This window comes from Paraburkholderia sp. MM6662-R1 (genome assembly GCF_050436245.1).
Classification (GTDB): domain Bacteria; phylum Pseudomonadota; class Gammaproteobacteria; order Burkholderiales; family Burkholderiaceae; genus Paraburkholderia; species Paraburkholderia tuberum.
In genome coordinates this window covers 2,633,047-2,651,304 of the sequence record NZ_JBNDLV010000004.1, presented here as the reverse complement: position 1 = coordinate 2,651,304, position 18,258 = coordinate 2,633,047, and the positions used below count along the sequence as shown (strand labels likewise).

14 protein-coding genes, 2 pseudogenes and 1 riboswitch are annotated in these 18,258 nt (G+C 63.9%); of the genes and pseudogenes, 8 read left to right on the top strand and 8 right to left on the bottom strand.

Features of this window, described 5'->3' with window-relative positions; translation table 11 throughout:
• Complete coding sequence (gene cobW / locus OKW39_RS42090) at positions 1 to 1,092, bottom strand: cobalamin biosynthesis protein CobW (protein WP_429565376.1); 1,092 nt, start codon at positions 1,090 to 1,092, stop codon at positions 1 to 3.
• 202 nt (positions 1,093 to 1,294) lie between these two features.
• A riboswitch (cobalamin riboswitch) is annotated at positions 1,295 to 1,571 on the bottom strand.
• 652 nt (positions 1,572 to 2,223) lie between these two features.
• Here cobW and OKW39_RS42085 point away from each other — a divergent pair.
• From OKW39_RS42085 to bluB, 7 genes and pseudogenes are all read left to right on the top strand, one after another.
• Complete coding sequence (locus OKW39_RS42085; protein ID WP_429565375.1) at positions 2,224 to 2,541, top strand: hypothetical protein; 318 nt, start codon at positions 2,224 to 2,226, stop codon at positions 2,539 to 2,541.
• Positions 2,535 to 3,749: an RNA-guided endonuclease InsQ/TnpB family protein gene (locus tag OKW39_RS42080; RefSeq protein WP_429565374.1), complete on the top strand. Its 1,215-nt coding sequence runs from the start codon at positions 2,535 to 2,537 to the stop codon at positions 3,747 to 3,749. The genes OKW39_RS42085 and OKW39_RS42080 overlap by 7 nt, the downstream gene beginning before the upstream one ends.
• Before the next feature lie 197 nt (positions 3,750 to 3,946).
• Positions 3,947 to 4,693, top strand: a pseudogene (gene cobA, locus OKW39_RS42075) (uroporphyrinogen-III C-methyltransferase); the annotation flags it as partial.
• A gap of 6 nt (positions 4,694 to 4,699) precedes the next feature.
• Positions 4,700 to 5,194 (top strand): cobalamin biosynthesis protein, encoded by a 495-nt coding sequence (locus tag OKW39_RS42070; protein WP_429565509.1) that lies wholly within the window; start codon positions 4,700 to 4,702, stop codon positions 5,192 to 5,194.
• Positions 5,191 to 5,793 (top strand): cob(I)yrinic acid a,c-diamide adenosyltransferase, encoded by a 603-nt coding sequence (gene cobO, locus OKW39_RS42065; protein WP_018421084.1) that lies wholly within the window; start codon positions 5,191 to 5,193, stop codon positions 5,791 to 5,793. Before OKW39_RS42070 ends, cobO begins: the two co-directional genes overlap by 4 nt.
• A 3-nt stretch (positions 5,794 to 5,796) precedes the next feature.
• Positions 5,797 to 7,177: pseudogene (locus OKW39_RS42060) on the top strand (cobyrinate a,c-diamide synthase).
• A complete protein-coding gene (gene bluB, locus OKW39_RS42055) occupies positions 7,161 to 7,820 on the top strand; it encodes a 5,6-dimethylbenzimidazole synthase (protein WP_429565373.1) in 660 nt (219 codons plus the stop codon). The pseudogene OKW39_RS42060 and the gene bluB overlap by 17 nt, the downstream one beginning before the upstream one ends.
• A gap of 36 nt (positions 7,821 to 7,856) precedes the next feature.
• Here the strand turns inward: bluB and OKW39_RS42050 are convergent, their stop codons facing one another.
• The 4 genes from OKW39_RS42050 to OKW39_RS42035 all read right to left on the bottom strand — a co-directional run bounded on the left by OKW39_RS42050 (position 7,857) and on the right by OKW39_RS42035 (position 13,254).
• The gene (locus tag OKW39_RS42050) at positions 7,857 to 8,471 is read right to left on the bottom strand and encodes a DUF4136 domain-containing protein (RefSeq protein WP_429333957.1); all 615 of its coding nucleotides are present in this window, start codon (positions 8,469 to 8,471) and stop codon (positions 7,857 to 7,859) included.
• Between the two features lie 42 nt (positions 8,472 to 8,513).
• On the bottom strand, positions 8,514 to 11,000 hold the full coding sequence (locus OKW39_RS42045) for a CHASE2 domain-containing protein (protein WP_429565372.1): 2,487 nt from the start codon (positions 10,998 to 11,000) through the stop codon (positions 8,514 to 8,516).
• A 65-nt stretch (positions 11,001 to 11,065) separates the two neighbouring features.
• Positions 11,066 to 12,517, bottom strand: a complete 1,452-nt coding sequence (locus OKW39_RS42040; RefSeq protein WP_429565371.1) for a FecR domain-containing protein — start codon at positions 12,515 to 12,517, stop codon at positions 11,066 to 11,068.
• Positions 12,514 to 13,254 (bottom strand): response regulator transcription factor, encoded by a 741-nt coding sequence (locus OKW39_RS42035; protein WP_429565370.1) that lies wholly within the window; start codon positions 13,252 to 13,254, stop codon positions 12,514 to 12,516. The genes OKW39_RS42040 and OKW39_RS42035 overlap by 4 nt, the downstream gene beginning before the upstream one ends.
• A gap of 708 nt (positions 13,255 to 13,962) precedes the next feature.
• On the opposite strand from OKW39_RS42035, the gene OKW39_RS42030 reads away from it, so the two are divergent.
• Positions 13,963 to 15,264: a tyrosine-type recombinase/integrase gene (locus OKW39_RS42030; protein ID WP_429565369.1), complete on the top strand. Its 1,302-nt coding sequence runs from the start codon at positions 13,963 to 13,965 to the stop codon at positions 15,262 to 15,264.
• On the opposite strand, the gene OKW39_RS42025 is transcribed toward OKW39_RS42030, so the two are convergent.
• The 3 genes from OKW39_RS42025 to OKW39_RS42015 form a co-directional block, all read right to left on the bottom strand.
• Positions 15,221 to 15,466, bottom strand: a complete 246-nt coding sequence (locus OKW39_RS42025; protein ID WP_429565368.1) for a helix-turn-helix transcriptional regulator — start codon at positions 15,464 to 15,466, stop codon at positions 15,221 to 15,223. The genes OKW39_RS42030 and OKW39_RS42025 overlap by 44 nt on opposite strands.
• A 1,727-nt stretch (positions 15,467 to 17,193) precedes the next feature.
• On the bottom strand, positions 17,194 to 17,670 hold the full coding sequence (locus tag OKW39_RS42020; protein WP_429565367.1) for an NUDIX hydrolase: 477 nt from the start codon (positions 17,668 to 17,670) through the stop codon (positions 17,194 to 17,196).
• Positions 17,664 to 18,215 (bottom strand): GNAT family N-acetyltransferase, encoded by a 552-nt coding sequence (locus tag OKW39_RS42015; protein WP_429565366.1) that lies wholly within the window; start codon positions 18,213 to 18,215, stop codon positions 17,664 to 17,666. Before OKW39_RS42015 ends, OKW39_RS42020 begins: the two co-directional genes overlap by 7 nt.
• Between the last annotated feature and the right edge of the window lie 43 nt (positions 18,216 to 18,258).

The following is an 18,258-nucleotide window of genomic DNA, read 5'->3' as shown; positions in this document are numbered from 1 at the left end:
TTATGCCGTCGCGTTCGACGTCGCGCCGAGCGCCGCGTCGAACGCCTGTTGCAGCGCGTGCTGGTCGAGGTCTGCGCCGATCAGCACGAAGCGGCTCAACGCGCCGTCGCCATTTTCACCCGCTTGCCAGCGCCGGTCGAAGTAGCTGTCGAAGCGCCGGCCCACGCCCTGGATCACGAGACGCATCGCCGCGCCCTGCAGTGCCGCGAAGCCTTTGACACGGTAAATCGTGTGGGTTTCGACGAGCGCCTGCAAGGCGGCGAGCGCCGCGTCGCGCGACGGTACCGATGCCTGCACGACGACCGAATCGAATTCATCGTGGTGATGATCGGGGTCGTCGGTGGAACCGTGGTGGTCATGACGCAGGTGGATCGTCTCTTCCGACGCCGCTTCGAGGCCCAGCAGCGTATGCAGGTCTAGCCGCCCCTGCTGAGCGCGCACGATCTTCACCTGCGGCGGAATCTCCGCGCGGATCGCGGCTTCGACCTCGTGCTGCCGCGCGTCGTCGATCAGATCGGTCTTGTTCAGAATCACCAGGTCGGCCGCCGACAACTGGTCTTCGAACAGTTCATGCAGCGGCGACTCGTGATCGAGATTCGGATCGGCCTTGCGCTGCGCATCGACGGCGAGCGGGTTATCGGCGAACTGGCCGCTCGCGGCGGCCGGGCCGTCCACCACCGTCACCACCGCGTCGACCGTGAAGCCGTTGCGGATCTGCGGCCAGTTGAACGCCTGCACAAGCGGCTTCGGCAAGGCGAGCCCCGACGTTTCGATCAGCACGTGATCGAGTTCATCGCGGCGCTCCGCGAGCTTTTCCATCACCGGGAAAAATTCTTCCTGCACGGTGCAGCACAAACAACCGTTCGCGAGTTCATACAATTGTCCTTCAGTCTCGACGCCGTTTTCATCGCAACCGATGCCGCAGCCCCTGAGGATTTCGCCGTCGATGCCGAGCTCGCCGAACTCGTTGACGATCACCGCGATGCGCTTGCCGCCCGCATGCTGAAGAATGTGCCGCAGCAGCGTGGTTTTGCCGCTGCCGAGAAAGCCCGTGACGATCGTGACGGGGATCTTGCGCAATTGAGTTTGCATCGTGAGGTCCATCCCTTGGCGTTGATCGGTATGCCGGAAAGTCCGCGCGTGGGTCCGCGTCGGCTGGCGAATGGAGCGAATGAAGCACGCGCAGCAGTACCAGCGATCACCAGACACGGGGACGAACGACGGCATTGCCGCGACAACGGAAATACAGAAAGCGGAACTGAGGTCATGAACGCGCCGCCGCATCCCCGCGGCGGTCGTTCTGCTTATTTGGGCCGGTATCCGGGCTGGCGAAAGCGCCGCTTCCCCTTCCCGGCCGAGTGGCTTCTCGTCCAGTGGTGAAATGTCCACGCGAGCTTGCGCGCGGACATCGAAGCCGGCACCGCGGCGTCCAGCTATCAAGCCGGAACCGCTGTTCGCTTACCGTTGCGGGGACAGCACAGGTTAGCCGCTCCAGAGCAGATGGCTCCCTGTTTCCCGTTTAACTGCATGCGCACGAACGCGCACGCGAGCACCCAAAGTGCGTGCGAGTGTAGGCCCGCGGCCTTGCGCAGTCAAGGAACGCGCCTTGCCGGAAAGCGCCGCCAAGGCTTATCCGGCAAGGCGCCATGTGCTATCGTATGCGCGCGTTTGATGCCCGCGTGGCGCGTTCAACCTGTGCTGTCCCCGCAACGGTAAGCGACCTGTGGCGCGCGATTCTGTCTTCGATTCCGCCGTGCCGCGCATGCGTTTTTTGATGCCACTTTTCCGCGAATCCGCAAAGCAGCGACGGGAAGGCGAAGCGCGTTAGGCCGCCAGCCCGGATAGCGGCCAGACACGGAGGCGGTGCGGCATGCGGCGTGTGGGGTCCGCCGGCCACTGGAATCCGCTAGGTATGACTGTTGATGCACCAGTTGCGCATCTTTGTTCGTTCATGCACTATTTCCGCATGTCACGAACGATGGTAAACATCATCCAAGCCGCGGAGTCTTTGGGCGTTGCGACTCAGACGCTGCGGCTTTGGGAACGCGAAGCCATCTCATTCCGGAGAAACGCACGCCATGGGGCGACGGCGATACAATCTGGCGCGTCTGCGGCCGCACCTCGCCTAGGCCCGCATATGCAAGCCAGCCGGTGCTCGAACTCTACTGTGCGCGGGCAAGGCGGGACGGGACGTTCCAGTTCGTCGCAGATCTCGGCTCAGGCATGAACTCTCTCGAAAAGAAAATCAGGCGTTTGCCCGACACGGTCATCGACTGGCGGGTTAGGCGGCCAGTTATCTTGGACAAGGACCGGTTGCTGCGCTTCGGCGCGGAACTGACGTCCGTTACCTGCGCGGCGAAGAACGTCGAAGTTGTGACTCTCAACCAAGGCGAGGAGACGACCTTCGAAGAAGACCTCAGGAGGGACGTGCCCGAAATCACCAGGTTGTACAACGGTCCCCTGCAGAGCAGTCGCGCGCGCAAGAACTGGAACCTGCTCTGCGGAGTACGGCATGCCTTGGAGAATGCCCAGTCATGCTGATCGCCCACCGCATCGCGCTCGACCCGAACAACGTACAAGCCACATACTTTGCCCGCGCGGCAGGCACGGCGCGCTTCGCCTACAACTGGGCGCTGGCGGAGTGGCAGCGACAGTACGAAGCATGGAAGTCCGACAACGCATTGTCGAGGCCGTCGCAGATGGCGCTTCGGCGACAACTGAACGCACTCAAACGCCAACGGTTTCCGTGGATGCTGGAGGTCACCAAGAACGCGCCGCAGATGGCAATCATCCAGCTAGGGCAGGCCTTCCATAACTTTTTCGCGGGCCGCGCACGCTACCCGAAGTTCCGCAGGAAAGGCGTGCACGACCGATTCTCCCTCACCAACGACCAGTTCCGTGTCGACGGTTCACGCATTCGCATTCCCGGGCTTGGCTGGGTGCGCATGCGCGAGTCGTTGCGCTTTCCCGGCAAGATCATGTCGGCCACGATCTCCCGCGTGGCCGATCGCTGGTTTGCCAGCATCACCGTCGACACTCCCGACAGTTCGCACTTGCCCCAAGCCGAGAACCAAGGCGTGGGCGGTGTCGATCTGGGCGTGGCGGCTCTCGCGGCGATTTCGACGGGGGAAAAAGTGTTGGGCCCGAAGGCCCACACGGCACTGCTGGGCCGTCTCCGCAGACTTTCGCGCAGCCTGTCGCGCAAGCAAAAGGGATCCGCAAACCGCCGCAAAGCGAAGGCGAGACTCGCGAAGCTGCATGCGCGTATCGCCTGTATCCGTTCCGATGCCATGCACAAGCTCACGACGAATCTCACGCGCCGGTTTCACACGATCGGCGTGGAAGACCTGAATGTGCGGGGCATGATGCAGAACCGGCATCTGGCGCGTAACATCGCCGACATGAGTTTCTTCGAGTTCAGGCGGCAACTGGCGTACAAAGCCGACATGCGCGGTGGCCTGATCGTTGTAGCCGATCGGTTCTTTCCGAGCAGCAAGTTGTGCTCGGCTTGCGGCCACAAGTTGCACGAGCTGCCGCTGTTCGTGCGCGAATGGACCTGTCCAACATGCGGGACGAATCACGACCGCGATGTCAACGCGGCCATGAATCTGTGTAACAACGCCGTGAGTTCCACGGTGTCAGCCTGCGGAGAGGAAGGCTCTGGTCTTAGTCGAAAGACGAAGACGAAACCGGCCTCAGTGAAGCAGGAAGTCAGCTTTTTCTTGTTGAGCAGGAATGAGCAAGTCTGACAGAACGGAACGGATGTGAAGGCGTTTAAGCGCGACATCGCGCGTTTCGTAGCATTTTTCCGCGGTTCGCCGCGAGCCGCGCGCCTAAGCACGACCGGTTCGCCGTACCGCATAACCTCTATGCTCACCGCCGCGCGCGCTGTTGCACGCCGCTCCTCTTCTTCCATCACCGCATGGCATACGCCGTGCAAACCGCGATGACGCGCGCCTGGCTGATCGGCGCCGGCCCCGGCGACGTCGAACTGATCACGCTGAAGGCCACCCGTGCGCTCGCGCAGGCCGATGTCGTGCTCGTCGACGATCTGGTGAATCCCGACGTGCTGCAGTTCGCGCGCACCGACGCGCAAGTCGTGCACGTCGGCAAACGCGGCGGCCATCCGTCGACGCCGCAAGCCGACATCGTCGCGCAAATGCTCGGGCATCTGCGCGCGGGGCGCAGCGTCGCGCGGCTCAAGGGCGGCGATCCGTTCGTGTTCGGCCGCGGCGGCGAAGAGTTGCAGGCGCTACAGGCCGCGGGTATCGAAGTCGACGTGATCAACGGCATCACGGCCGGCATCGCGGCGCCCGCGGCGCTCGGTATCGCGGTCACGCATCGTGATCTCGCGCAGGGCGTCGTGTTCGTCACCGGCCACGGCGCCGGCAGTGGCGAACCGGACTGGGCCGCGCTCGCCGCGACGCGCATGACGCTGGTGATCTACATGGGCATGCGCCGGCTCGGCGAGATCGCCCGCGCATTGCTCGCTGCCGGCATGTCCGCCGACACGCCGTGCGCGGCGATCGAGTCGGCGACGCGGCCTGAGCAGCGTCATGTGCTCGCGCCGCTTCGCGAGTTCGCCGAGGCGGTGGCGCGCGCAGGGCTCGGCTCGCCGGCGATCGTCGTGATCGGCGGTGTGGCGTCGCTCGCACTGGCGCGTGATGCGGCCAAACGCGACGCCGGCGTTGCTCACGAACTGGCAGCGAGCGCGACACGACACGGACTCGGACGCGCGATCAAAACACTGAGCGTCGGCATCGGTTGCCGCTTGCACAGCAAAGCCGCTGAGATCGAAGCCGCCGTCCGCGCCGCGCTCGGATCGAATACCTTCGAGCAGATCCGCGCGATCGCGACGATCGACACCAAAGCCAACGAAGCCGGTCTGCTCGAATTCTGTTCACGTCATCAGTTGCCGCTGCGACTGTTCAGCCGCGAGCAGATCGCCGCGGTACCGGTAGCGCCGCCGTCGGCGGCGGCACACGCGCATCTCGGTGTCGATGGTGTGTGCGAGCCGTGCGCGCTGCTAGCGGCAACGGCGCCGGACTCCACCACAACCGCGCAAAACGCGCGTCTAATCGTACGCAAGACCGCGCACGCCGGCATCACGGTGGCGATCGCAGCGGCGAACGACGCTGCCCTTAGCGACGCGCCCCCATCCCATCCCGCCGCTCAAAACCAGGACCCTCGATGAAAACCGATCCGGAATCGCATCAACGCATGACCGAACGCCGCCGCGAAGGCCACGAAAAGAAGCAGGCCAGCGCGACCGTCGAAAAAGGCCTGCTGATCGTCAACACCGGCACCGGCAAGGGCAAGAGCACGGCCGCGTTCGGCATGGCCGTGCGGGTGCTCGGCCACGGCATGCGGCTCGGCGTCGTGCAGTTCATCAAGGGCGCGCTGCATACGTCGGAGCGCGATTTCCTCGGCGCGATCGCGCAATGCGATTTCGTCACGATGGGCGACGGCTACACGTGGAACACGCAGAACCGCGAGGCCGACATGGCGACAGCGCGCAAAGGCTGGAACGAAGCGCGGCGGATGATCGAAAGCGGCGACTACCAGATGGTGATCCTCGACGAGTTGAACACCGTGCTGAAGTACGAATACCTGCCGCTCGACGAAGTGCTCGCGGTGATCAACGCGCGTGCGCCGATGTTGCATGTCGTCGTGACCGGACGCCATGCGCCGGACGCGCTGATCGAAGCTGCCGACCTCGTCACCGAAATGCGCGCGATCAAGCATCCGTATCGCGAGCAAGGTGTGAAGGCGCAGCGCGGCGTGGAGTTCTGAGCGATGTCGGCATCCCCCAACGGGGCTTCGTCCGGGGCGCTCCCCAAGGGGACTTCCTTCGGGGCGTCCCCCCAGGGGACTTCCTTCGGGGCGTGCCCCGCGCTGTTCATTAGCGCTCCCGCGTCGGGACAAGGCAAAACCACGATCACCGCCGGTCTCGCGCGCTATCACCGGCGGCTCGGACGTCGCGTGCGCGTGTTCAAGACCGGGCCGGATTTTCTCGATCCGATGATCCTCGCGCGCGCGAGCGGCGCGCCGGTGCTGTCGCTCGATCTGTGGATGGTCGGCGAAAGCGCATGCCGCAACCTGCTCGCGCGGGCGGCGCAAGAAGCCGATCTGATCCTGATCGAAGGCGTGATGGGCCTGTTCGACGGCACGCCAAGCAGCGCCGATCTGGCGACCACGTTCGGCGTGCCGGTGCTCGCGGTGATTTCCGCGCAGGCGATGGCGCAGACCTTCGGCGCGCTCGCATTCGGCCTTGCGCGCTTCAGGCCGCAACTGCCGTTCCACGGCGTGCTCGCGAATCGCGTCGGCTCGGCTCGGCACGCGCAGATGCTGCAGGAAGCGCTGCCGCCCGGGTTGCGCTGGTGCGGCCACCTCGCCGCGAGCGACGAGATCACGCTGCCCGACCGCCACCTCGGCCTACACCAGGCCGATGAAATCGACGATCTCGAAGCGCGCCTCGAGCGCGCGGCGGATACGCTCGCGTCGACCGCGCTCGCCGAACTGCCGCGCCCGGTCGATTTCGGCGTGCCCTCGCCCGAAGTGCTGCCGCGTCTGCTCGAAGGCAAGCACATCGCGATCGCGCGCGACGCCGCGTTCTCATTCATCTATCCGGCCAACGTCGCGCTGCTCGAAGCGCTCGGCGCGCGGCTCAGCTATTTCTCGCCGCTTGCCGACGAAGCGTTGCCCGCCGGCACGCACGCGCTTTATCTGCCCGGCGGCTATCCCGAGTTGCATATGGCGACGCTCGCGGGCAACGTGAACAGCGCCGCATCGATCCGCGCGCACGTCGAGGCGGACAACCCGGTGGTCGCCGAGTGCGGCGGCAATGCTCTATCTGCTCGACACGCTGACCGACGCGCAAGGCACTAGCAAGCCGATGCTGGGCCTGCTACCCGGTCACGCGACGATGCAAACGCGCTTCACGTCGCTCGGCATGCAGCAGATCGATGGCGTCCACGGCACGCTGACCGGCCACACGTTCCACTACTCGAAGCTCGCGACGCCGCTCGCGCCGCAGCGCTTCGCCACGCGCGCGCACAGCGACACGCCCGGCGAAGCGGTGTTCCGCGTGGGCCCGATTGTGGCAACCTATATGCACGCTTACTGGCCCTCCAACCCGGCTTTCACGGCCGCCCTCTTTCATGGCGAAGCCTTTTGACGACTCCGAGCGCGATGCGGTCTATCGCGCGATTTACGAACGCCGCGACATGCGCCACTTCGTGCCCGATCCGGTCGATCCGGCGGTGCTGCGGCGTCTGCTCGACGCGGCGCATCACGCGCCGAGCGTCGGCTACATGCAGCCGTGGCGCATCGTGCGCATCACCGACGCGGCGCTGCGCACGGGCTTGCGCGACATCGTCGAGCGCGAACGGCTCGCCACCGCCGACGCGCTCGGCAAGCGCCGCGACGAGTTCATGAAGCTGAAGGTGGAAGGCATGCGCGAATGCGCGGAGTTGCTGGTGATCGCGTTGATGGACGGGCGCGAGCGACACGTCTTCGGCCGCCGCACGCTGCCGGAGATGGATCTCGCGTCGGTCGCGTGCGCGATCCAGAACATGTGGCTCGCCGCGCGCGCGGAAGGACTCGGGCTTGGTTGGGTGTCGCTATTCGATGTCGACGCGGTGCACCAGCTACTGGTGATGCCGGAAGGCGCGCGGCCGGTCGCGATTCTGTGCCTCGGCCACGTCGCTGCGTTCTATACCGAGCCGATGCTCGAAACGCAGCGCTGGGCGAGCCGTCTGCCGCTCGCCGATTGCGTGTTCGAAAACCGCTGGCCGCGAGACGAGCCGGCGCAGGAATAACTGATACTCGCGGCCCCGGCGACCCGAGGCGGTGTTTTAACGCTGCAGCGGCTCCATCGAGTCGACGTTCGGCACACCGCTCGTCTTGTCGATGCTGAGCTTCACACGCCAGTCGGCCGGCGCGTCGAACGGCAGCTTCGCGAGCGCGGTTTTCACGAGCAACGGCAGTGCATGCAGCGGGTCCGCATCGCGATCCAAGAAAACCGCGCCGACCTTGTAGCGCTCGGTGCCGCTCGCGTAGTCGAAAAAGCGCAGCGTCAGCGCGTGCTGATACTTGCGCCCAAACAACAGCGCGCCTGGACCGTCGCTGCCCGCGCCGCAATCGGCGGGCGCGCAATCCTCACCGCCGATGCCGATCGACGCCGGCCGCGTGCTATACGCCATCGACAGCAGATAATGCGCGGGCTTGCCCGCCGTATCGACGAACCCGTGTTTCGCCAACTCGTCGCGCAACAGCTTTTCGACTTGCGGATGATCGGCGCTGTCGTCCTGCGGCTGCGTGCGCGCGAGCGAATAGGTCTGCTCGCCTTGCAGCGCAACGGCACGGTCGGCGCCGTTAGCGGAGACGGCGTGCACGTCGGCGCTCAGGCCCGCGCAAGCGGTGAGGCTCGCCGCGGCCAGCGCGGCACAGAGGTGAGCGATCTTTGCCATTGTTTGTTTTCTCTCTAGTACATCGAATACATCAAAGGCGCATCAGACGCGCGGTGCGATCGATTCGTCGAGGGGCGCGTCGTCGAGCGCGGGCAGCCAGATCGTAAAGGCCGTCCCCTCGCCGGGCGCGCTGACGACTTCGACGCTGCCACCGTGGCGCGTGACGACGGTTTTGACGAACGCCATGCCGAGTCCCGCGCCGCCCACTTCCGGCCGCTCCGCCTCGTGAAAACGGCGAAAGCGCTCGAACAATCCCGCTTGCTGCTCCTCAGGAATGCCATAGCCCTGGTCGCGAATCGTGCACGACACGCGCGGCGCCTCGCTGCCCGCGCGCTTTGCCGCCGGCTGGCCAGCGAAGCTGCACACGATGCGCGTGTCGGGCGGACTGTACTTGACCGCATTGTTCAGGATATTGACGAGCGCGCGTGTCATCAGCGAGCGGTCGGCGCAGATCCAGGGATCGTCGTCGGCGTCGTCGCCGGATTCCGTATGCAGCGCGATGCGCTTCGCATGCGCCTGCGGCCAGACCTCGTCGCTCGCATCGATGACGAGTTCGGTCAGACTCAGCGGCTCGAGCACATAGGCCTGCGATTCGGCGCGCGCCAGTTGCACGAAGTCGTCGGCAAGCGTGAGCGCGCGTTGCGCGTAGCGTTCGATGCGCTCCAGCACGCTGCGCGCGAGCGCAGGCTCGGTCCGCGCGCGCTCGATCTCGACCAGCGCAATGATCGACGCCTGCGGCGAGCGCATGTCGTGCGACAGCAGCCGCAGCGCGTCTTCGCGCTGACGCTCGGCCGCATGCAGCGCCGACACGTCGACGAGACCGGCGATCCAGCCGGTCGTCTCGCCCCGCGCGTTGGTGCAGGTCGCATAGCGCAGCAGATGGTCGCGCTCGTTCGCGTCGCGCACCTCGACGCCCTGCGCCATCAGCGCCGCGAACTCGCCGCGCGTCGGATCGAGGAGCGCCGGCCAGTGCGCGCGCGCGGACAGATTGCGCTCGTTGTCCGTGGCCGCGCCGGTGTCGATCGTCTTCACGAGCGTGAGACCACCGAGCACGCTCTGCATCGGCTGGCCTTCGGGCATCGGCGCGCCTAGCCGAGCGAAATGCGCTTTCGCCGCGTGATTCGCGATCAGCACGACGCCGGCCACGTCGCTGACGAGAATCGGCTCCGGCACGCTATCGAGGCTGTCCCACACGAAGCGCTTCATGTCCTGCACCCGTTGCGCGGCCTGAGCCATCAGCGCCATGTGCTGCGCGAGCACGTCGCCGCCGAACTCGCGGCGGCGCTTCGGCGTCTCGGGCAGCAGATGCGGCTCGTCGGCGAGACGCTGCAGTTCGCCGCGCAGATACGCCATCGTCATTTCGAGGCGTCGCCAGTTCCAGATCGGATAGACGATCACGACGCCGAGGATCGCCGGCACCGGCGAGATCCACAGCCTGCCGCCGTACAGCAGCAGCGCGCTGCCGGTCGCGGCGAACAGCACCAGCGCGCCGGTCAGCAACAACGAGCGGCGCGGCGACAGCACGAGGAAGCCGGCGAGCAGCGCGGCGAGCGGCCCGAGCGCCGCCGCGAACACGACCCACAGCGCGACCGGCTGGACCTCGCGGCCGCTCAGCAGCGTGTCGAGCACGTTCGCGTGGATGTAGACGCCGGGCAGCGGTCCGAGCTCGCCCGATACCGGTGTCGCGAAGCGGTCGTACAGACCCGACGCCGTCACGCCGATCACGACGATGCGCCCGCGCAACTGATCGGCCGGCACCTTGCCGGCGAGCACGTCGGCGAAACTGAGCTTTGGGTAGTTCGCGGCGTTCGGGCCGAACGGAATCAGGAAGCGCTCTTCGCCGCCGTCGTCGCTGCCGCGTGCGGGCTCGTTCGAGGAGCGCGGCGGCAGGCCGCCGCGCAGATGCAGCTTGCCGTGTTCGACCGCGTCGGCGACGAGCACCGTCAGTTGCGGCCAGCGCGAGCGCTCATCGCCCTGGAAGCGCGCGACGCTACGCACGATGCCGTCGCTGTCCACTTCGAAATTGATGTGACCGAGCCCGGCAGCAGCCTGCGCGAGCGGCGCGACGGGTTCATCGACGGTGCGCTTGCCGCTCGCATCGGGCGGCGTCAGCAGCACGGGCAGATAGGTCGGGCTCAGCGCAATGGCGTGGGCGAGCTGAGCGTCGTCGACATTGGGCTCGGTGAACAGTACGTCGTAGATCACCGCGGCAGGTTTGGCCGCGGCGATCTGCTCGAGCAGTCGCGCGTGCACGCTGCGCGGCCACGGCCAGCGGCCGAGTGCGTCGATGCTCGCGTTGTCGATCTCGACGACGACGATGTCGGACAGCAGCGGCTGCTCGCGCAGCTTCAGAAACTGGTCGTACACCAGCAGATCGATGCCGGCGCCGACGCGCCCGAACGACGTCAGCAGGATCACCACGAGACCGAGACAGCCAACGCTGACCCACTCGATCAGAAAGCGCCGGCCCGCCCGCCGTCCAAGACGGGCGCGCGGGTCGAGGCTCAGTCGCGTAGAAGTGGCAGGCATGGACGATATAGTCGGGAACGGGAGGACGGACCGGCCAGCAGGCCGGCCCCGAGAATCTACCCGCGTCAGGGCGCAAGCGTAAAGGAGCGGACCGGACTGCTCTTTTCGTAGAAGCGGCCGTTGTCGAACTGCTCGGCGACGATCGTCCAGTAGTAGACGCCCGGAGGCAGATCGCTGATCACGAGTTCGCCGCCCGGCAGATCGGGGCGATCGATTACCGGATGGCTCAGTTCGGCCGTGTTCGCGAGCAGGAAGCGGAAACGGGTCGGCACGTTGCTGCGGCTGACGAACCAGCGGAACTCGTAGTCGCGGCTACCCGCGCGCTGCGCGGCCGAAGCGTCCAGCCCCAGCTGGCGGCGCTCGAACGCGTATACGTTCGGCAGGCCGTCGAGACCGTTGCTATCGGTCGACGCGACGCGCACGAAGTACGTGCCGTCGGGCAGATCGCCGAAGTCGGCATGCGGCGCGCTCACGCGCAGGTCTCGCACCAGGTCCAGTTGATCGGCGTCGTGCGAAATCTGCAGCCGATAGCCGACGGCGTGCTCGGCCGGGTTGACGTCGAACGCGACGCTCTTGCCGTCCTGCACGCGCGCCGGCCGCGCGAGCGCGGGTGCGGGCAACAGCTGGACCGGACTGCCGACCGCGCCGCCCGAGTGCGTAACGTTGCCGAAGCTTGCCTCGACCAGTTGCTCGGAGGCCTGCAACGGCCTGCCTGGCGCCGGCGCGGCGCTCTGGCCATGCTGCGTGGCCGGATCGACGCCGACCGCGCCGTCGAGCACCGCCACCGCGGTGGTTTGCGTGTCGCCGTCGTAATCGACGCGGAAACGCGTGCCGCGCACTCCGGCGACCACCGAAGGCGAACGGATCTGGAAGCGATCATCGCGTCGCTTCGCATGCGTGACCTGGCTCTCGACCTCGCCGGCGCGCAGCTCAAAGACGCGATCGGCGACGCCGGTCAGCGTGACGTGCCGCAGTCTCTCTATATTGAGTTCGCCGTTCTGCGCGACCGTCACGTATGAGCCGCTGGGCAGCTCGAGCGTCGCGAACCCGTTCGCGCCGGTGCGCAAGCGATCGCCTTCGGCAAGCGTTTCACCGGTTTTCAGCGGCAGATAGGGGCTCGAGTCGAACGCGTGCTCGACCGGACCGCTGGTCGCGATCACGCGAGCCGTGTCCCGATCCTGGCGCAGCCTTCGGGACGGCAAACGCAGCACGATGCCGGCCGCCATGCGGCGCGGCGCGGGCACGTGATTGAGGCTGCTCAACAGCGCCCAGTCGGTCGGATCGGCCATGTAGCGGGCGGCGATGTCATACAGCGTGTCGCCCTCGTGCGTCGTGTACGAAGCGTAGACCGGCGACGCCTTCGCTCCGGTCTTGCCGCGCGCGGGCTGCGCGTGCGCGAGCGCGCTCCAGCCGGTCGCGCCCGTTGCCATCAGACAGGCCGCGGCAAGCCACGCGGCGGCGCGGCGGCCGGGCATGGCGGCGCTGCCCGATGCCGCCCCATCCACGCAGACCGTCACGCTTCCCCCGCTTCTTCAGTGGGTTCGTCGTCGGCAACCGGTGGTGTGCCGGTTTCGATCCGCTCGAGGCGGTAGCCATAGCCGTAGATCGGCGTGAGCCGATAACCGTGCTCGGGGCGCAGACCGAGCTTGCTGCGCAACATCGACACATGAGTGTCCATCGTGCGCGACGGGATGTCCGTGGCCTGCTTCCAGATCACGTCGAGAATGTGTGCGCGCGACAACGGCCGGCTCATATGCTGGAACAGCAGCAGCGCGAGTTCGAACTCTTTCTGCGTGACGGAGACCGGGGTGCCGCGGACCACGACGTGCTTGACGCTCAGGTCGAACTCGAAGTCGCCGAATACTTCCCTCGTTGCCGGCGGCTTCAGGTAATACGCGCGCCGCAGCAGGGAACTGACCCGCGCGAGCAGCACGGCGCCCGACACGGGTTTGACGAGATAGTCGTCCGCACCGGTATTCAGAATCGAAGTGATGTCGGTTTCGCGGCCGCGGCTCGTCATGAACAGCACCGGCAGGCGCTCGGACAGGCTTTCGCGCACCCAGCGAAGCACTTCTTCGCCGGACATGTCGGGAACGTTCCAGTCGAGCACGAGCAGATCGAACGTCTGACGACGCAACTGGCGCACGAGTTCGCGCCCTGCGCCATACGCGTGACAGACGTGTCCAGCGGCGGACAGCGTTTGACACACAAGGTCGGCCTGAGCCGAATCATCATCGAGGACTGCAATTCTCATAACACCCCACAACGCAACAGCGCCTTCATGGCTGACGGCCGGTATACCGGCTGACGACCGGGATGACGGCGCAGCACCGCCGATCCGGTTTCCCAAAAAATTCCGGCTGTTACTTTCTGATTAATGGTCCCTCGCCGTACCCCGCCATGACGCTGCTTTCATGAAGCGGAAATCAGCGCATAAATGTAATTTCCATAGCGATTATGCAGGGCAGATCATGATAATCGAAAACCTTCTTTCTTCCCGTTTGCCGTGTACCGGCAATCCCTCGCGAAAAACCCTAATCAGAAACGGCTGACGCGCTTTTCAGATTTTTCTGGTCTGCTGCCACTAGCCGGCGCCGGAAGGAAGTCACACTGCGGACGGAAGATCCTTGCTGGAGCGGCTTTTAGACCATGCTCGCTTATCGGCTTTAAGATTCCTTTCAGGTACTCTTATTTAACAATTGCGCGTTCAGTATAAGAATAATCTCAAAAGAAATCGTTTAAATATTGTCAAATAGACTTAATGCTGCGACCGCAGATACTCACCAAAACACGCACATACCACAAAAACAAATTAAAAAACAATGACTTGAGGCAACCATCGCATCAATCAACGCGGTAACGACATGCGTTGTCGCGTAGCAGAACTTCGCGGTCGGCGTAACATTTAGCGTAGGCTTTTTTGCAATTGAATGTAGTCCGAGAAACCGACATCCAACCGAAGATGAAATTCGACGCCAGACGGGCCAAGCTCCTCCAACCGCAAGAACATATCGCGTTCGACGACTTTCCGGGCTTGCGGCTCGAAGCCACGCCGACACGACGCACGTGGACGTACCGGTATCGATCGCCTCTCGACGGTAACATGCGACAGATCAAGCTCGGGAACTGGCCAGCGATGCCTCTCGCCGCGGCCGTCGTCGAGTGGGAGGCAAAACGCAACATCCGTGACACTGGCGAGGATCCCGCCCTCGCGCGACGTCGGGCCAGAGCGCACGTGGCCGCACCGGACGCCGGACATGGTCGCGGTTCATATACCATCCGGCGCCTCGTCGCTGACTATCTAGCCGGGCACGTCGAGCACAACGCCAGCCCCGCAGTACAGGCAAATACCCGATATGCACTCGGCACCCCCATCAAATCAATCCTCGACAAGCTTCCTGAAACCGTCACTCGCAAGATGGCCTTCGATCTGCTGGAAAGGCTACGTGATCGCCCAACCTATGCGAACCGCATCAAGATGGAACTTAGCGCGGCGTGGGACTACGCGCTCGATGCCGGCCGGCTTCCCGAAAATACGCCGAACTGGTGGCGCCAGATCATGCGTGGGCGGCTGCGCAGTAAGGGCCGCAGTCGCAACGGTGAGCGCGTCACGGACAAGCGTGTACTGACAGGCCCCGAGGTCACTGTTCTCATTCCGTGGATGCAGGTGCTGGAGGAGGATGTAGCGGATGTGGCACAACTCTATCTATGGACAGGACAACGCGGCAACGAGATTGTCGCGATGCAGGGCGTCGAGTTGAGTGAGGAGGTTGATGGTCTCTGGTGGACTATTCCGAAGGCAAAGACGAAAAACAAGCACATTGAACGTGCGACTGCGCATCGCGTACCGCTCGTCGGTCGAGCTGAGGTGATCGTCCGGAGGCGATGGGCGATTTACGGCGCCAGTTATTTATTTCCATACACTGCGCCGAAAGCTGGACGCCGCGCCGCCAAATCACGCAAATGCATTACCCAAGCGAGTGTCGGGCAGATCATTGCTCGCTGCCAACCCTATTGGAAGGGAAACAACAAGCTGGTGACTGATCGTCCAATCCCCGTGACGGGATGGACGCCGCACGATCTTCGCCGCACTGCGCGCACGATGCTCGGCGCGATGGGATGCGCGAACGAGGTCGCCGAAGAGATAATCGGTCACATCAAGCCGGGTATCGTGGGGGTCTACAACCTTTATAGCTACGATGCCGAAAAGCGGGAGTGGCTCACGAAGCTTGCCGCTCGCCTTGAGGAACTGGCCGCTTCCTAACGCCGGTGTTCTCCGGCGGCAGGAGGTCGGCAATCGGACGAGCGTCAGCCCACTCCTGGATCTCGTGTGCGAGCCACCCTACCCTCCGGCCTGACAGTAGCCGCGGTTCAGGAAACGTTTTCTCGCGTACCAGTTTCTGTACGGTCGTCGGCGACAGCGAGAGCGCCTCTGCCACTTCTTTCAGAGAGAAACAGATTTTCATTGCGACCTCACCTTTCGTGCGTTGCCGGTGATTCCCTATATGCGTTGCGCTGTTCAGATGATGAACAACCGGGGAATTGATGAGGCATCGCTAACACCTCATTCGTGCCCTAGTGGAAGAGCGTACGTCCGAATCTAATTGGTAACGTCGAACGCTGCAAATGCGCATATGGGAATAAAATTGCGTTTAGCGGTCCATCGATCGGACGTTGGTTTTCCTCGGAGTTCCTCGGTAGTCCTTTACCAAATCCGGCTAAGCCGAAAATCATCGCCATCCCGCTCCTGCGAGGTTGATTCTTTTCATTTCAGGTTCTATGAATACCGAGCCAGCGCAGCGTGTCAGGGGCGTTACGTCCCGTTCCTCACTTAGCACGCCGTACGTCGCGTGCGCCGACTGATATCTGCTGGTCCTCAGGTTGCCCGGTCGGATTCTCATTTCGGCCGGATAGACCTTTGGGCAATCCTCGGCGTCAGTTCGCGAGGAAAGGTATCGGTGTGTTAGCGGAAGGCAGCCTCCTACAACTGTGCGGAAAGTCGCGCCAGGTTTGACTCCCACAGTTACGGATCGCCTCCTACCCATGATCCTACCCATACTTCGCTCTAAATCAGCTGCGACCGGCTCCGCTCCCTTTTCTGGCGCAAGAATTGTTGAGAAGTCGGGTATTCCCACTCGATTGCCAATCGAGGAGCTGAACCCTTGTAGCGACGGTGTTTTCGCGCGGAGTGGTGGCGACAATACCGTCAGCGATACCGAAATTTCTGCTGGCACTTCACGGCTTTCGGTGGACGAATCGGAATATCCACGGTCGCTTGAATTGAAAACCCGAGAGGAACGGCCCTCTCGAGACGATTTGTGAAAGTGATTCCGTCATCGATACCGTCAGGCTCTTTCCAATGCGATCTAGGAAAGCCCGTCGATGCCGTAATCATCAACCCGGGCCGTTCCTCCCGCTAGAAGCGGGCGACCTCGGCGTCGTGCTATAGAGTCTGGGCACTCGCCCGGCGACAGTCCGTTGTTCAGCAAGTTCGATTAGAAGTTTGCGACCTACCATGCCCGCGACCGCCCTCCGCGCGGATTTCGTCTTTGTCAGGATCGAACCGATCGGCTAGTCTACGCCGCCGGATTGCTGCGACTGGCAGTTCGTATCTCCCGCCCTCGCAGACCAATCCGGAAGCTCTCGACTCGCCTAGACCGTCCTGTAAAATTCGTCGGTTGTCTCAATATCGGCCATTTGCCGACGTTGGAGAGGACTGGGTCCTACGTCGGCAGTGGGACGGATTGCCGACGGTGGCGACATCGGGCAGCCGGGCGGCGGCTTCCTGCATCAGCGAACTCACACTTCCGACCCGTTGCCGACGGTCGGGCCGTCAGAGGCGCAACGGCGGGTATCAGAGTCGACCAGTCGCTCGGCACAGCCCCTCACGGACAATTGGTCGGCATGTTGCCGCCATCCGAGCGGCCTAAAGCCACTCATTTCGAATGGCAGCTTTCGAAACGATTGAATGCTGGTCCCGAATCGGAATGCTATCCGAAGTAATTGTTGTTGCCTCGCGCGGCACCCACATGCGCGTTGACCGATCTGGGCATCGAGTCTGATATCGACCCGGTGCTGGAGTTGCTGGAGTTACATCACGGAGCTTTTGGCGGGAACTTATCGATATCCAGCTCTCCGGAACACAAGAAATCTAGAAAACTTACAGCATATACCCGGGGCGGCAGCGCGAACGCTAATCGACGAGCACCTCTTCGTCGAGCGGGCCTTTCGGCGGCCCGTCGGTCAGATAAGACCGCATGATGGTCGCAAGACTAAGGGGTGTCAGCTCTTCCGGTGCTTTCGCGAGATCATCGACAGGCCACCAGCGAAAGCAATCCAGTACCTGCGCTTCGGCGGCATCGAACATGACGGGCTCGAAGCGGCTCACATCAACGATTCGGTACTCCTCGCGTTGGGAGATCCTTCGGGGCCCCCAGTCGAACGTGTGATGCCGCCGCCACACGAGCGGGCCGCACGTGAAATCGGTGAGCCCGAGTTCTTCACGCAGCTCGCGCCGCAAGGCTTCTTCAACCGACTCGCCTTCCTCCAGTCCACCGCCGGGCGCGATCCAGAAGCACGCTGAGCCGTCCGGAGGACGGATTCGCATGAGCAGGACTTCGTGGTCCGGCGTCAAAAGCAAAGCTCGGACCGCGGTGCGATTAATCAGCAAATCGGTTGCCCTGTGCGTTGCGTGGTTTCGACGACGGCGTCAGAGGGATCAAAGACCAGTGCCCATCGTTCGTGGTCTCGCCATTCCCCGCTGATTCGAAGGTAGTTTTGCGAAAACCCTTCCCTCTGAAATCCGAGCCGGCGCACGAGGGCGATGGATGCCTGATTGCCGGGCTGAATGTTCGCCTCCAGCCGATGCAGCCCGAAATCGTGGAAAGCAACGCCGATGGCGGCGCGCACCGCTTCGGTCATCAACCCCTTCCGGGCGAAGTCAGACATCCCATAGTAGGCGAGGTAAGCACCCTGAAACGTACCGAGCACGATCTCAGTGATATTCACGACGCCGACGATGCGCCCGGACAGCCGCTCCCGTGCGATGAGCCCGACATGGGGCCCAGTCAGGCACCGCCCGAACCAGGCGTCGAATCCCGCCTGATCCGTGAATGGCGTACACCACGGCAGGTGATAGTCCTGACTCGCACGGTTCGCCGCAATCAATTCGGTAGCATCGGCGCGGACTGCTCGATTGAGTTCTATCCTGTTCATGAGCGTCGTTGAGCGGACGTGGCAGGTCGGTCCATGCTGCGCG

Coding starts and splice junctions, on each gene's coding strand:
- cobW (WP_429565376.1), bottom strand. CDS start 1,092: ATGCAAACTCAATTGCGCAAGATCCCCGTCACGATCGTCACGGGCTTT.
- OKW39_RS42085 (WP_429565375.1), top strand. CDS start 2,224: ATGAACTCTCTCGAAAAGAAAATCAGGCGTTTGCCCGACACGGTCATC.
- OKW39_RS42080 (WP_429565374.1), top strand. CDS start 2,535: ATGCTGATCGCCCACCGCATCGCGCTCGACCCGAACAACGTACAAGCC.
- cobO (WP_018421084.1), top strand. CDS start 5,191: ATGAAAACCGATCCGGAATCGCATCAACGCATGACCGAACGCCGCCGC.
- bluB (WP_429565373.1), top strand. CDS start 7,161: ATGGCGAAGCCTTTTGACGACTCCGAGCGCGATGCGGTCTATCGCGCG.
- OKW39_RS42050 (WP_429333957.1), bottom strand. CDS start 8,471: ATGGCAAAGATCGCTCACCTCTGTGCCGCGCTGGCCGCGGCGAGCCTC.
- OKW39_RS42045 (WP_429565372.1), bottom strand. CDS start 11,000: ATGCCTGCCACTTCTACGCGACTGAGCCTCGACCCGCGCGCCCGTCTT.
- OKW39_RS42035 (WP_429565370.1), bottom strand. CDS start 13,254: ATGAGAATTGCAGTCCTCGATGATGATTCGGCTCAGGCCGACCTTGTG.
- OKW39_RS42030 (WP_429565369.1), top strand. CDS start 13,963: ATGAAATTCGACGCCAGACGGGCCAAGCTCCTCCAACCGCAAGAACAT.
- OKW39_RS42025 (WP_429565368.1), bottom strand. CDS start 15,466: ATGAAAATCTGTTTCTCTCTGAAAGAAGTGGCAGAGGCGCTCTCGCTG.
- OKW39_RS42015 (WP_429565366.1), bottom strand. CDS start 18,215: ATGAACAGGATAGAACTCAATCGAGCAGTCCGCGCCGATGCTACCGAA.